This window comes from Brevibacillus soli, from assembly GCF_044759095.2.
Lineage (GTDB): Bacteria > Bacillota > Bacilli > Brevibacillales > Brevibacillaceae > JBIYSM02.
Map to the genome: position 1 here is coordinate 13,425 of NZ_JBIYSM020000006.1, position 13,679 is coordinate 27,103.

Sequence of the window (13,679 nt, forward strand, 5' to 3'; positions counted from 1 at the left end):
ACTCTCTCCCTAAAAAGACAGTGTGCGCCACTGCATCCAAAGCATCTGTGCGACGTGGCGGGTAACAGGGTTGACGGCGAGTATGGCCCCGATGGGAACCAGCGAAGCGGCGACAAACCACACCCATACATTCCAGGAGAGTCGCGGCTGATACAACTGGCTTACTCCTTTGGCATCAATCAGTTTGGGTCCGATTTTCGTACGCACCAGGAGTGTACTGGCCATCCCTTTACGCCCCTTTTCGAGGAAATCGATCATATTGGTATGGGTTCCGATGGTGACGATCAGCTGCGCTTGTTCTTCAAATGCAAGCAGCATGGCGACATCTTCACTCGTGCCGGGGGCCGGCAGCAGATGATACGAAACGCCCAGCGCCTCCACCCGCTGTTTTCCGGGAGCGCGGCCGTCCGGGAAGGCGTGAACCACTACTTCCGTGCCGCTCATCAGTGCCCCATCCGAGATGCTGTCCATATCCCCCACTGTAAGATCCGGGATGTACCCGTACTCCAAAAGGGCATCTGCTCCGCCATCTACCGCGATGATCACAGGTCGATACTCTCGTATGTATGAAGATAGCATGCGCAAGTCTTCCTTGTAGTGCTTGCCGCGAACCACTACGACGACATGACGGTTCTTCATGCTGGTTTTGAGCGGCAGTTTGCGAAGGGGCTTTAGAAACAAATCTTTCTCCCAGCTGGCATAGGTCAGCGTGTTGTCGATAAAAGCGGAAAGGGTTTGGTCAAGACGCTCATGCGCCTCCTGCCATTTGTTTTCGACGTCCTTGGGGCTAATTGTGCGCAAGGCGGCAACCGCTTGCCAGCTCTTTCCGCTTTTCAAATAGAGCTCTTCCCCTGCGATGGCTCCCAGCTTGCCGTCCATGCACTCCATCAAATGCGGAACCGATGCTGATACGACCTCAAACAGAGGAATACCCGCTTCCAGAAGCCGTCTCGCTCCTTCCGCGGGATATGTACCGGTCAGGAAAGGAGAGAGGTTGACAACGGCCTGGACACGGGCGTCAAGCAGCGATTGGGCAGCCACCTCATCGACGTCGGCGTGCTGCAAAAGGACGATCTGATTCGGCTGGATACGCTTGCAGAGCTGCTTGGTCTTGCGGTCCGCCGCAACGACAGACAGGCATGTAAGCGTACAGGCGCGCTTGCGCTTACCCAAAGCTCCCACCTCCATCCCCTATTATGCTAAAAATTTCCGTTCGTCATGCAGAGAAAAAGAAAAAGAGACTGTGCCACTAACGGCACAGCCTCTTACACATGTTGTGATCGGGACGATTAACCTTGGGTTGCGTAGTAGATGATCAAGCCGTCCGAAAACAGGAACACTGCGAGGGAAACAAGCCCGAAACCGACAGCAAACTTGTTTTTGGCCTTGATGGAGCGGATGGTGCCCCAGGCGATAAAGAACGTAAATACGAACATGAGAATATCAAACAGATTCATGAGATACGACAACTCCTTTACCAAAATAAGCGCTCCGGAATAGAATGGCACTTCCCATTATATAGTCTACCCATTTGCGAAACAAGTCGAATCAGGAATTGTGACAAACGATTTCACAATTGTGGGTCAAATGGGCATGCTCACGTCGTGATCCCGGTCCACACCGTCCAACGGTCTTTCTCCCGGATCGGGTGTTGATCGCCGACTTCTCTTTTGATCTCGGCAATCAAATCATTCAATTCCGCGTCAGACAGCTCGTGGAGAATGGATCTGCCCGTTCGCTCGGCCAAGTCCTCGGCCAGTTGTGCAAAGTCGTTGTACTCACGCCGCGTCTCCCACAAGGAATGGGCTTGTACCATCTGCAAGCCCGATCCCGCCATGTGCCGGCAAACCGCCTCCAGCTGCGGCCGACGGGCAGCTTCCACGTCCAACAGCCGGGGAAAGCAGCTGAAAAAGTACCCTCGAAGGTGCTCAGGACTTCCCGGCAACATGACATCCTCCAGCGTACGATCCTGCACGATGCAGACGCCGCCTGGAACAAGCAGCCTCTTCGCCTCAGAGAAGAAGGGGCCAAGGTCGGACAGGTGGTGAATCACCGCCCTGCAGAAAACAATATCGGCACATCCGTCCGGCAGTCTTGTCCCCAGCGCATCTCCCTGCCAAAACGCGATGTTGTCATAGCCTTTACAATTCTCCTCCGCTGCTTGTAACATCACTTCGGAAAAATCGACCCCGATGACTCGCGCGACTCCCAACTCCGCCCAGGCCTTACTGTAGATCCCGCCGCCGCATCCAAGATCGATCACGGTTTTCCCTGCGGGCGTCACCCATTTTTGAAATGCGTCCAGCCAGTCCCGGCTGGCCGTTCGGACGGCATAGGACTTTCTGTTTTTTTCTTCGTGAAAATGGATCGTCATGACCGATCACCGACTTCCATAAATTCAAGCCGGTTTCCGAATGGATCGTCGATAAAAAAGCGTTTGACCCCCGGAATTTCTTCATTGACTTTGATCTCCACCTGCAATTCTGTCAAGCGCTGCATAAGGACTTCCATATTTTGTATGACAAATGCCGGGTGCGCCTTTTTCGCCGGGGTGAAGGGCGTCTCCACACCGATGTGTATGGTCTGTGGGCCGCACTGGAACCAGACACCGCCGCGCTTCCGCAGATTTTCCGGCTTCGGCACCTCCGGCATCCCCAGTACGTCTCGGAAAAAATGGCGAGCCTCTTCTTCACAGCCTGCCGGTGCTGCCAATTGTACGTGATCCAGCCCCAAAAATTGATAGCTCATCGATTGATATCTCCTTTTGTACAAAGTACCATCCATTCGTCGATTTGGTGGGACACGATCTTGCCGCCATCTATCTGAATGTCGAAGGAACGGGCGGTCTCCTCATCGGCGTGTAACAGCACGCTTTCGACCAGCTGCACCTGCTCCTCCGATTCCGCCGTCCTTCTGACCCATGAGGAAAAGGCGAAACGCTTTTTACGAAGACGGGCCTTCTCCTCCGTCAGGCCGAACTTGTCGAACAAGTCCTGCCATCGGGAGACGGTCAGGCAGCAAACGTGGCTGTCGTCACGCAGCTTCTCCACCCGGTTCATAAACAGGCCCCACTCCGATTTCTCAGGGGCTACGTTGTCGATGAACACAAACTGCCCACCCGGCCGCACAGTACTGCTTGCTTTACTTCATCTTTCCGCTTCATATAACCACCTCCTGCCTTCACTATATTCCAAAAATCCCCTTCTTTGTTATAGAATATCGATAGCAGGTTATCAATCGTATCGATAACAGAAAGGCAGGAGAGTCCTTTGGATCTGGAAAGCCTGGAGGTGTTTTTGAATATCGCGCGATTTGGTTCCATCAACCGGGCGGCCAACGCCTTGTTTCTTGCCCAATCGACCGTGACACACCGGTTAAAGCAGCTGGAACGGTATGTAGGGGCGCCTCTTTTTGTTCGTACGGCAGCAGGTGTGACCCTGACAGACGAAGGGCGTCGGCTTATGCCGGTCGCCACGTCGGTGGTGGAACATCTGCGCTCCTTTTTGCGCGAAAAGGAGTCTCGCCAATCGCTCTCCATCGTTGCCGGAAAAGCTTTCGCCTCCTATGAATTGCCCCGGCTGATCGGCGAGTACCGCAAGGCCCATCCGCATTTCACCTGTTACGTTCGCTCCACGCTGTTTGAAGAGTCCATCACTTCGCTCTTGACAGGCACCGCGGATCTTGCCTTTCTGGGCAGTGAGGTTTATCACCCGCAGCTGCATCAGGAGTTCCTCCCGGACGACCGGATTTTGCTGGTCATTTCCCCCGAGCACGGTTGGGCGAACGAGTTTCCCGGCATGGCCCACTGGGGCAGGCAGGAAGTGATCGCGTTTGGCAATCATACCGCTCCGTTTCGCCAGCGAGTCGACCGTTTTCTCGCTCAAAACGGCGTGTATCCCAACGTCATCATGGAGTTGGACAGCTTCAGTGCCGTAAAAAAAATGGTGCAGCAAAACCTCGGGGTCACCATGCTGCCCGAGCGCACCATACAAGAGGAATTGCAAAACGGCAGCCTCGTCGGACATGATATAGCCGGCGGCGAACTGACCCGTCCCACTCTGATCGCCTATTTGCACCACAAAAAAGAGGACGAACCTTTTCAAAGGTTTGTCCAGTGGGTTAAAACGATGTACTAGTTCAGTGTGATTACGGTCAGTTCAGGACGGCATAGAAACCGGATCGGCAAAATCGTCGTACCCAGCCCTCGGTTCACGAATACCTGCAGTCTACTTTCCTCCACGGCGTGCCACCCGTCCACGTATTTTCGAGCCAGAGGCGGTGTCAGCACATGGCCCCAAAACGGCAGCCGCACCTGGCCGCCGTGACTGTGACCGGAGAGCTGCAGGGCAACGGGATGAGCGGCTGCGCGGACAGCCACATCCGGTTCGTGAGCCAGGAGTATGGTACACGCCTGATCCGGGATTCCCTGCAAGGTTCGGGGCAAATCAGCATCGCCATACAGCGCGTCGTCCACACCCGCCATATAGAGAGAGGAACCATTCCGCTGCACGCGAACATGGCTGTTTCGAAGGACGTGAAATCCTCCCCGTTCCAGAGCTTTCACCACCCTGCCGGCACCCGCCCGATAGTCGTGGTTGCCCAACACGGCAAACTTGCCCAAGGGCGCCTCCATTTTTTGCAAGACGGGTACGACTTGTGCCAGCTCTTCATGATCTTCGTCGACCAAATCACCGGTGAAGCAAATCACATCAGGCTGCTGCTTCAATATGAGTTCAGCAATCTTTTGCAGGTCCTGCGCCTCGTAATAATGCCCGAGATGAACGTCGCTGAACTGCACCAGTTTCACACCCTTGAACGGGTTCGGCAAAGACGGAAGCGTCAGTGCCAGGGAACGTATCATCAGCCAGCGGCGCTCAACCAAAACCGAGTACCCTCCGCCACCGACCGCGAGGCCTGCTGCCGCTGCCAGCCACATCAATCCCCGCTTAAGAAACCGGCGCCGGTTGATGGGCTGTAACCGAGCCTGATTCATCTCGGTGTCCGCTCGTATCCGTTCACGATCAAATCCAGCTTCCCTGTTACCGGATCAATAATCAAACCATGAACGGGTATTCCTGCGGGAAGCAGAGGGTGATTGAGTATCGTTTCCACGCTTGTCTTTACGCTTTCCTCCACATCATCAAAGCCGTGCAGCCATTTTCCCAGATTGATTCCTGAGTTTTGAAGGACGCCGATCGTCTCCTCAGAAATGCCTCGCTGCCTCATCTTTTCCAGCATCTGCTCTGCGTTGATGGTACTCATCCCGCAGTCGTAGTGGCCGACGACAATGACTTCTTGTGCATTTAGTTCGTAAATCGCAACCAGAATGCTTCGCATGATACTGCCGAAGGGATGGGAAACAATCGCTCCCGCACTTTTGACGTGTTTGAAATCGCCGTTTTTCAAATTCATCGCCTTTGGCAGCAGCTCTACCAGACGTGTGTCCATGCAAGAGAGAACGACGAGCCGTTTATCGGGGAATTTGGTCGTGTGATACTTTTCATATTCCTTATGGTCGACAAACTCGCGATTATACTCCAGGATTTCGATGAGCGTGCTCACTACTGCAACACCTACTTTCTCAAACCGTCTTTTCTCTATTGTACATGGTTCTTTCCCATTCACCAATCCAAAACTTTGACGTACGTCCCGGCCAATGCGCGTTTGCGGGCTTGTTCCGTCTGGATTTTCACACGATTGGACGCCTCTGACGCCCGAATGAGCCTGCCTTCTTCGATCAACACATCAGGGTCGATCGTGCGAAGTTTGTTGATTCGATGAAACTGGTAATTGGTTTTCGATTCCGTCACCCGCACCCGGGGATGAATGCGTTCCAGGAGCGGAACGATTTGCGGGTCCCCGCTCTCTTTCATGCGACCCATGACGGTTTCGTCATCCAACAGGAGATGCTCGCGGTTTAACACACCTTTCTCCAGTGACAGGCGGATCGCCTGTGAAAGCATCTCATAGCCGTAGAGGTTGAGCGGATCGAGAAAAAACTCAATCACTTCCTGATAGAACAACTGCACGAACCATTCCGCGCGAGGGATGGAATCGGTGCAGATAATGCCTTCCTGTACGATCAGCGATTCCAAAAACTGATCCACTTCCCGTTTGGTCGTTTTGCCGTAGCTGTACATGTCGCGCAGCGTATAGTCGATCCGGTCTGCCGACAGCCCGGGAAGCTGCCGATCCAGCAGCGGAAACGATTTTTGGAACAGGTCAGTTACCTGCAGGCCATGGCGGTCCAAAATCTCCGGAACATCGGAATGCAGCACCACCTGCTCGAAAATCTGCTCGTGAAAATCTTCCTGTTGATTCTGAAAAACAAGATCCGCCACATGGGAAAATGCGGTGTGAGAGACATCGTGAAGAAGCCCCATGATCTGCTCTTCCAATCCGGCTCCCAGCTTGCGAAGCAGCAGCATGACGCCTACAGAATGTTCATACCTTGTCACGTTCCAGATCGGGTTCACCAGATAGCTGGCTCCCCCTTGGTGAATGCGTTTCAACCTTTGGACCGGCCGGGAGAGAAGCAACTCTGCCAGGACGCCGTCCACGTTCCATGTGCCGTATAGCGGGTCGGTGATGACCGTACTGGAATGCATTTGTTCCACTCCTGTTCCCAAATGGTAATGAAATATGCACTTGTTTTGACTGTTTAGGTGAATAACCGTATGTAATCCCCCATTAAATCGTTGAAGAAACCGTATAAGAAAAAAAGCGATGGTCCAATCAGAATGGTATTGCTGCGAGAAAAGATACTCCCAGTTTTTTCACGTGAATCCAAATCAGTCCCCGGGACATACATATCCCCCCTCCGATTTCCTCATTCTATTCAGCGAACGAAGCCAAGATGAGTTACAGGCTGCTATTGAAATGAAAAAACCCAATAAATCAAATTGATTTATCGGGTGAGATGAAAAAATGTATGGGGTTCAACCCCTGCCCCGTCTCTCTTAGCTGATCTTCGCCTCAATCCGCAGCTTGTCCGCCACCATCGCGATAAACTCGGAGTTGGTCGGCTTTGCCTTCGTATTGGAAATGGTGTAGCCGAACAGATTGGAGATGGAGTCCAGATTGCCGCGGGACCAGGCCACTTCAATCGCGTGGCGGATGGCACGCTCGACGCGGCTGGCGGTGGTGTTGAATTTCTTGGCAATGTCCGGGTAGAGCACTTTTGTAATTGACCCGAGCAGTTCCACGTCGTTGTACACCATGGTGATTGCTTCACGCAGGTACAGGTAGCCTTTGATATGAGCCGGCACACCGATTTCGTGAATGATGTTGGTGATGGAGGCGTCCAGGTTGCGCCCTTTGACGGCGAGCGTGGTTTGCGGTTTTACTGCGGATACGAATGAGCCGGTCGCCTTGCTGGTGATGATCTGACGGATGCGTTGTGCCAGCACTTCCATGTCAAACGGCTTCAAGATGTAGTAGGAAGCACCCAGCTCCACTGCCTTTTTCGTAATCTCTTCCTGACCGAAAGCGGTCAGCATAATGATTTTAGGTTGCGGGGACAATCGCATCGCTTGAATTTGTTCCAACACGGCCAATCCGTCCAAATGCGGCATAATAATATCCAAAATGAGAATGTCCGGCACGCGTTCCTGCAACAAGCGGATGACGTCATTTCCGTTGTACGCGACACCCATGACGCTCATATCTTGCTGGCTGCTGATGTACTCCTCCAACAAATTTACAAATTCCCGATTGTCGTCTGCCAATAACACTTCAATCTTGCTCAAGTTCGTTCCTCCTTACAATCTCGGTCTGTTTGGAAAGAAGGTGCGTGTGCGGATCTCAGAAGTTTATGTGGAAAAAAGTCCATACCGTCTTTACACTAAAAATTATTCGACAAGGCAAATGCAGTTCCTGCCAATGACGAAAGATTGAATGATTTTTCCGATATTTCGACAAATTTACAAATCCATAGAAGAAAAAACCGCCGGAAAAAAGCGGCGGTCTCCTCTGATATTCATTTTATGCTGCCTTTTCCTCGACGTTCCGGGCGTTTGTCACGGTCCGGACAGACACCCCAGCATCCTGCAACATCCACTCAATGTAGCAGCCATATCCTGATGTGGGGTCGTTGACAAACACGTGTGTCACTGCCCCAACCATTTTTCCGTTTTGAATAATCGGGCTTCCGCTCATGCCCTGCACGATTCCGCCCGTCTTCTCCAGCAACCGCTTGTCCGTGATTTTGATAATCATCCCTTTTGTTGCCGGAAAATGCTGTTTCACCACGTTGACGATCTCGATGTCGAACTCCTCTACCTGCTGTCCGTCCAGCACGGTTAATATTTTCGCCGGCCCTTCCCTTACCTGTTCGGCCAGCGCGATAGGGATCGGCTCTCTGTACAAGCTTCGCTTCGGTTCTTCCTTCATCTTCCCAAAAATCCCAAACGGCGTATTTTTCGAGATGGAACCGAGAACCTGGCTTTCGTTGTAAAAGCGGGCGAATTTCTCTCCAGGGTTGCCGCTTTGCCCCTTCTCAATGGAGGTGACACTGGCCTGGACAATCTGCCCGTCCCCCACGACGATCGCCTGACCGGTATCGACGTCCGAAATCACGTGACCGAGAGCTCCGTACGCTTTTGATTTCGGTTCGTAAAACGTGAGTGTACCCACTCCGGCAGCAGAGTCGCGGATGTACAACCCCATGCGGTACTCTTCGTCCTTGTTGTCCTTGGCCGGTGTCAGTTGAAGGGACAGCTTTTCCTTGCCGCGTACCACCAGAAGCTGCAGAGGCTCGTTCTTAACTCCGGCCTCATTGACCAGCTTTTTCACATCCGACATATCGTTGATGTATAGATCATTCATTCTGATGATCATGTCCCCGACATGAACACCCGCTTGTTCTCCTGGGGAGAGCTTGTCCTTTCCGCTGTTCACAAGATGATGTCCAACTACCAGGACGCCTGCCGTTTGAAGCTTGACGCCGATGGATTGGCCGCCGGGGATTACCCGCAAATCGGGAAGAACATTCACCTTGACCGCTTTGAGCGGTATATTGTTCCACTTCAGCTGCAATTGAGCTTCGCCTGCTTGCCTGGGTTCAACGGACAACGGTTTGCTGAGATCGATGGAGACCTCTCGCGCTTTTGTGCCGTTTACGTGCAAAATATCCGGATTGCTGTTAATCAGTGTACCCATGACAGGCATAGATACGCGTAGTTGCTGCAAAGACCCCTCAAACATGCGCAATTCTCGGGGAAACGAAGAAAGGTCGCGGAACGGGGTTGAACTTACGATTATCGCTGTGATGAGCAGAAGCAAACTTCCCATCCATTTTCTTCTGTTGTGACGGATCACCTGCAATCACTCCTACGTTCCCTACCTACACCTACGACTACACCTCCACCTTATGTACTAATAATGTTGCCGACGGACTGATGGATTATGTCAGGAAAATTCCCCACCCGTCCAAGCGGATGCTGCGTCCGGTAAGACTCCAAAAGAAAAAGCCGTCCAATTCAATTGACAGCTTTTCGTTGTCTGCCCAACAGAATCATCTCCTGGGCATGCTCTTTCGTTTTCGCGGTCACTTCCGCTCCGCCAAGCATTCGTGCCAGCTCAACGACACGCTCCTCATCGCTCAGCGGTTGCACGACGGTCATCGTCTCATTGTCGCTCATTTCTTTGCGGATCAGGAAATGGGCGTCGGCTAGCGACGCAACCTGCGGCAGATGAGTGATGCACAGCACCTGCCGCTTTTGAGCGACCCGTGCCAGTTTTTCCGCAATCGCTTGGGCAGCCCGTCCGCTTACCCCGGTGTCTACCTCGTCAAAAATCAGTGTCTCCACCTGATCGGTACCTGCCAAAATGGTCTTGATCGCCAGCATGACACGGGACAGTTCCCCGCCTGATGCGATTTTGGCCAATGGACGCAGCGGCTCTCCGGGATTGGGAGAAATCAGAAACTCTACCTGGTCCATCCCGTTGGCGTCCACATACCGTTTGACGCCCTCGATTTCAACACCGTGTTCATCCGCTGTCTGCCGGACTTCAATGGCAAAGCGTGCCCGTTCCATGTGCAGTTCCTTCAGCTGCTGCTCAATTTCAAAAGCCAGCCGTTCCGCGCACTCACGCCGGATCATGGACAGCTCCAGCGCTTCCACCGCCAAATCTGCAGCCAGTTCACGCAAGCGTGCTTCCAGCTGCTGCAGTCGATCGTCGTAATGCTGAATTTCTTCCAATTCGTCCTGAATAGCCGCAGCGTACTCCAAAATGTCGTCGACGCTTTTGCCGTACTTGCGTTTCAAGGATTGAATCACATCCAGCCGTCGCTCCACTTCCGCCAGCTGCTCCGGCTCAAAGTCCATGTTGTAGCTCATCTGGCGCAGTTGGGCAACGACATCTTCCATCTGGTAATAGGCGGTCTGCACAGTTTCCAAGATCGGCGCCAGATTTTCTTCGTATGGCACGAGTCGTTCCAGCTCGCTCATGGCGTGACCCAGCCAGTCCATCCCCCGCTGATCACCGTACAGAGCGTTGTAAGCGTCTTGAATACCGGCGTATACTTTTTCGATATTCATCCACTTTTTCCGTTGCGAAAGCAGCTTTTCATCTTCCCCCGGCTGCAGGGATGCCGACTCGATGTCGTTCAGCTGATAGCTCAACAGGTCGATGCGCTGAACCAGCTCCCGCTCGTTTCGGGCCATCCGTTCCAGATCCTGACGCGTGCGGCGATACGCTGAATAAAGCTGGGTATACTCTTTTTTCGCAGCATCCAGCCGTGCCTCGCCGTAGGCGTCCAGCCAGTTGATATGCTTGTCCGACTGCATGAGGGCATGGGTATCGTGCTGACCGTGAACGGTGACCAGCCACGGTCCCAGTTCTCGCAGCATGGCCAGTGTCACAAGTTGACCGTTGATGCGAATAATGCTTTTTCCTTGGCTGGAAATGTCGCGGCGCACGACCAGCATCCCGTCCGTTTCCACCTGCACTCCGACGCTTTCGCATATGCCCAGCGCCGGATGGCCTGGCGGCAGTTCAAACAATCCCTCCACTTCCGCCCGGGTCTCTCCGTGACGAACAAAGTCGGCAGAGCTTCGTCCTCCCAGAAGAAGTCCGAGCGCATCGATAATGATGGATTTTCCCGCCCCCGTCTCCCCGGTGAGAATGTTCAGGCCGCGTTGAAAGGAAATCGTAACCGATTTAATGATAGCGAAGTTGCGAATGGACAATTCAACGAGCATCTGTCAACCCACCCTTACATCATGTCCATAAAGCGTTGCGCGACTTCTTCTGAAACATCCTTCGAACGGCAAATGATTAATATCGTATTGTCACCGCTGATGGTGCCCATGATCTCCTGCCAAGGCAGGTTGTCAATCAGCTCAGCAACGGCATTCGCATGGCCCGACAGTGTTTTCAGCACGATGAAATGATCGGCGTGGTCCATACTCACAAAGGAGTCCACCAGCATCCGTTTCAGCTTTTGTGTCGGATTGTATTTTTGCTCGGTCGGCATTGAATATTTATACCGACCGTCCGGGAGCGGAACTTTAATCAAATGAAGTTCCTTGATGTCACGGGACACCGTTGCCTGGGTTACGTTAAAGCCCGATTCCCGGAGGCGGTCCACCAGCTCATCCTGCGTCTCCACTTCGTTGTTGCTGATGATTTCGCGAATTTTAATATGCCTTTGGCCTTTATTCATTTGCATTACTCCCATTCACCTTGTAATTTCGTTCGAATTGCTTCAAAAAAGGCGCCTTTTTTCCACCGGATCAGCGGTGTGACGTGCGGTGATTTCTTCACGTAAATATGGTCTCCGATTTCCAGGCGATAGCCGAACTGACCGTCGATGGACAAACCCATCTCCTGATGAACCGCATCCACTTCGATGCGAATCACCTGATCAGCCGACAACACCATCGGCCGGGCCGTCAATGAATGCGGCGCTACCGGTGTCAATAGCAGCATGTCGACGTTGGGCGCCACAATCGGTCCGCCTGCAGAAAGCGAGTAGGCGGTTGATCCCGTCGGACTCGAGACAATCACACCGTCTCCGCTGAACGTGGCCACATACGCGTCGTCCAAATAGACCGCACATTGAATGATCCGGCAAAACGATCCCTTTGCGATGCCGATATCGTTCATGGCTGTATAGCTGGCGAGCGTGACTCCATTTCGCACAAGTGTCGCTTCCAGCATGGTCCGCTCTTCAATGTCATAGGCACCGGATAAAAGATTGTCCACTGCGTGCGGCAGATGCTCCGGTTCCGCTTCAGACAGGAAGCCGAGCGTTCCCAAATTGATCCCCAGGATGGGCCGTGACTGTCCCGCCAGCTTGCGGGCGATCCCCAGGAGCGTTCCGTCGCCGCCAAGGACACAAACCAAGTCAGTATCCCGGCCGAGCTGATCGACCGTGGCTGCAATGTCCGTTCTGCCCAGATCGGTTGCAATATTCTCTTCGAGCGCGACGCGGGCCCCTCTTGCTTCCAGCAGGTAGAGGAGCTCCCGGGCTACAATCCGCGCTTCCGGTTTCCCCTTATTTGCTACGATTCCAATCGTTTTCACACAGCCACCCCAAACGTTGTTGGTTTGGAAATTCCTTATACAAGTATACATCCACTTTTGCATAAAAAAAAGAAGCGCTGCAAAGACAGCGCTGATTGACTAGATAGGAATTTATTAGATCAACAACCTATACATTTACTTGGAAAGGGTTTGGGGCCCCGCCCGGCGCAGCAAAAGACCCCACTCGGCACAGCGCTAGCTAGAGCCGAGTGGGTGAAGCGTTAGCTACTGCCGGGTGGGTTATTTTATTGCAATGGATAGTCCTGAAGCTTTACAAAACGAAACCCTCTTCGTTTCAGTTCAGGTATTGCTTTCTTGACGCCCTCTGCCGTCTCCTTTTTCGGTTGATTCATGTGCAACAGGACAATCGAACCCGGTTTTGCCGAAAGAAGTGCATTTTTTACCTGTTCACTGGTAAAGGTCGCTCCCGAATCTGGGAGCACGTTGTAATTGACCACCGTTTCCCCCAAGTCGTTGGCGATTTTTACGGCCACCTCGTCGTAGTATGCGGTTCCGGAGCGAAAAAACCTTGGTTGCCGTCCCGTGTTCCATTGAATTTTGCGGTGGTTTTTCAGAACTTCGTCAACCGCTTCGCCTGGATTGCGCGTTCCCTGAATTCCCAATGCCTGTTTGCCGTTGACGGAGAGCGGTTTATGGGAGAATCCGTGGTTCTCAATCTCAAATAAAGGATTGCGGGACAGGGCCATGAAGGTCCAATAGTTGGCATCGATCCAGCGGCTGTTGATGAACAGCGTCGCCGGAACGTTTTGCTGACGCAAAAAATGCATCAGTTCCGCATCGTACTGGTCCCCCTTCGGTCCGCCGCAGGCATTCAAGGTTAAGGCGATCACCTTCTCCTTTGTGGCAAGCCTTCGCTTTACGCCCGGGACGTTTTCGCCCCAAAAGCGGGGAGTGAGACTGCGGTGCCGGTTCAAGATCGACGTTTTAAGCTGTTGGTCTGGAAGCGAATAGGTGCTTGCAGATGGGCGCTGCAGGATTTGTTGAGGTTGGTTCGCCAAAGGCTGGCATGCGGTTGCAAATACGGACAGGCAAGCAGTAAGAACGAGCCAAAATCTTGGCATGGTTGCACCTCCCCTACCGTTAGATTATCCCTTCTTGCCGCCTTTCTTCCCGAAAAGGTTGGGAAA

General features: G+C 53.0%; 15 protein-coding genes. 1 reads left to right on the forward strand and 14 read right to left on the reverse strand.

Going from position 1 to position 13,679, the window contains the following annotated elements:
* Positions 1–9 precede the first annotated feature (9 nt).
* From steA to ACE99V_RS03700, 5 genes are all read right to left on the reverse strand, one after another.
* Entirely contained in the window at positions 10–1,173 is a 1,164-nt protein-coding gene (gene steA, locus ACE99V_RS03680) for a putative cytokinetic ring protein SteA (RefSeq protein ID WP_400489918.1), read from the reverse strand.
* Between the two features lie 116 nt (positions 1,174–1,289).
* Positions 1,290–1,457, reverse strand: coding sequence for a DUF2759 family protein (locus ACE99V_RS03685; protein WP_400489919.1), 168 nt, complete (start codon positions 1,455–1,457; stop codon positions 1,290–1,292).
* Between the two features lie 140 nt (positions 1,458–1,597).
* The gene (locus tag ACE99V_RS03690) at positions 1,598–2,374 is read right to left on the reverse strand and encodes a class I SAM-dependent methyltransferase (protein WP_400489920.1); all 777 of its coding nucleotides are present in this window, start codon (positions 2,372–2,374) and stop codon (positions 1,598–1,600) included.
* Positions 2,371–2,748, reverse strand: coding sequence for a VOC family protein (locus ACE99V_RS03695; protein ID WP_400489921.1), 378 nt, complete (start codon positions 2,746–2,748; stop codon positions 2,371–2,373). Before ACE99V_RS03695 ends, ACE99V_RS03690 begins: the two co-directional genes overlap by 4 nt.
* Positions 2,745–3,107 carry a hypothetical protein gene (locus tag ACE99V_RS03700; RefSeq protein ID WP_400489922.1) on the reverse strand — a complete coding sequence of 121 codons (363 nt, stop codon included), beginning with the start codon at positions 3,105–3,107 and terminating at the stop codon, positions 2,745–2,747. Before ACE99V_RS03700 ends, ACE99V_RS03695 begins: the two co-directional genes overlap by 4 nt.
* A 162-nt stretch (positions 3,108–3,269) precedes the next feature.
* Between ACE99V_RS03700 and ACE99V_RS03705 the strand changes: the two genes are divergently transcribed.
* A complete protein-coding gene (locus ACE99V_RS03705; RefSeq protein WP_400489923.1) occupies positions 3,270–4,136 on the forward strand; it encodes a LysR family transcriptional regulator in 867 nt (288 codons plus the stop codon).
* On the opposite strand, the gene ACE99V_RS03710 is transcribed toward ACE99V_RS03705, so the two are convergent.
* From ACE99V_RS03710 to ACE99V_RS03750, 9 genes are all read right to left on the reverse strand, one after another.
* Positions 4,133–4,993, reverse strand: coding sequence for a metallophosphoesterase (locus ACE99V_RS03710; protein ID WP_400489924.1), 861 nt, complete (start codon positions 4,991–4,993; stop codon positions 4,133–4,135). The genes ACE99V_RS03705 and ACE99V_RS03710 overlap by 4 nt on opposite strands.
* Positions 4,990–5,562, reverse strand: a complete 573-nt coding sequence (locus ACE99V_RS03715; RefSeq protein WP_400489925.1) for a beta-class carbonic anhydrase — start codon at positions 5,560–5,562, stop codon at positions 4,990–4,992. Before ACE99V_RS03715 ends, ACE99V_RS03710 begins: the two co-directional genes overlap by 4 nt.
* Before the next feature lie 59 nt (positions 5,563–5,621).
* Positions 5,622–6,608, reverse strand: a complete 987-nt coding sequence (locus ACE99V_RS03720) for an HD domain-containing protein (protein ID WP_400489926.1) — start codon at positions 6,606–6,608, stop codon at positions 5,622–5,624.
* A gap of 351 nt (positions 6,609–6,959) precedes the next feature.
* Entirely contained in the window at positions 6,960–7,748 is a 789-nt protein-coding gene (gene spo0A / locus ACE99V_RS03725) for a sporulation transcription factor Spo0A (protein WP_400489927.1), read from the reverse strand.
* 235 nt (positions 7,749–7,983) lie between these two features.
* Entirely contained in the window at positions 7,984–9,318 is a 1,335-nt protein-coding gene (gene spoIVB / locus ACE99V_RS03730; RefSeq protein ID WP_400489928.1) for a SpoIVB peptidase, read from the reverse strand.
* Between the two features lie 161 nt (positions 9,319–9,479).
* The gene (gene recN, locus ACE99V_RS03735) at positions 9,480–11,204 is read right to left on the reverse strand and encodes a DNA repair protein RecN (RefSeq protein WP_400489929.1); all 1,725 of its coding nucleotides are present in this window, start codon (positions 11,202–11,204) and stop codon (positions 9,480–9,482) included.
* A 14-nt stretch (positions 11,205–11,218) separates the two neighbouring features.
* The gene (gene ahrC / locus ACE99V_RS03740; RefSeq protein ID WP_400489930.1) at positions 11,219–11,668 is read right to left on the reverse strand and encodes a transcriptional regulator AhrC/ArgR; all 450 of its coding nucleotides are present in this window, start codon (positions 11,666–11,668) and stop codon (positions 11,219–11,221) included.
* 5 nt (positions 11,669–11,673) lie between these two features.
* Positions 11,674–12,531, reverse strand: a complete 858-nt coding sequence (locus ACE99V_RS03745; RefSeq protein WP_400489931.1) for an NAD(+)/NADH kinase — start codon at positions 12,529–12,531, stop codon at positions 11,674–11,676.
* Between the two features lie 245 nt (positions 12,532–12,776).
* Positions 12,777–13,613 carry a polysaccharide deacetylase family protein gene (locus tag ACE99V_RS03750; RefSeq protein WP_400489932.1) on the reverse strand — a complete coding sequence of 279 codons (837 nt, stop codon included), beginning with the start codon at positions 13,611–13,613 and terminating at the stop codon, positions 12,777–12,779.
* Positions 13,614–13,679 lie beyond the last annotated feature (66 nt).

What these genes read in the sequence shown, in the direction of transcription:
- ACE99V_RS03685 (WP_400489919.1), bottom strand. Translation starts at nt 1,457, where the DNA reads ATGAATCTGTTTGATATTCTCATGTTCGTATTTACGTTCTTTATCGCC.
- ACE99V_RS03690 (WP_400489920.1), bottom strand. Translation starts at nt 2,374, where the DNA reads ATGACGATCCATTTTCACGAAGAAAAAAACAGAAAGTCCTATGCCGTC.
- ACE99V_RS03695 (WP_400489921.1), bottom strand. Translation starts at nt 2,748, where the DNA reads ATGAGCTATCAATTTTTGGGGCTGGATCACGTACAATTGGCAGCACCG.
- ACE99V_RS03710 (WP_400489924.1), bottom strand. Translation starts at nt 4,993, where the DNA reads ATGAATCAGGCTCGGTTACAGCCCATCAACCGGCGCCGGTTTCTTAAG.
- ACE99V_RS03720 (WP_400489926.1), bottom strand. Translation starts at nt 6,608, where the DNA reads ATGCATTCCAGTACGGTCATCACCGACCCGCTATACGGCACATGGAAC.
- recN (WP_400489929.1), bottom strand. Translation starts at nt 11,204, where the DNA reads ATGCTCGTTGAATTGTCCATTCGCAACTTCGCTATCATTAAATCGGTT.
- ahrC (WP_400489930.1), bottom strand. Translation starts at nt 11,668, where the DNA reads ATGAATAAAGGCCAAAGGCATATTAAAATTCGCGAAATCATCAGCAAC.
- ACE99V_RS03750 (WP_400489932.1), bottom strand. Translation starts at nt 13,613, where the DNA reads ATGCCAAGATTTTGGCTCGTTCTTACTGCTTGCCTGTCCGTATTTGCA.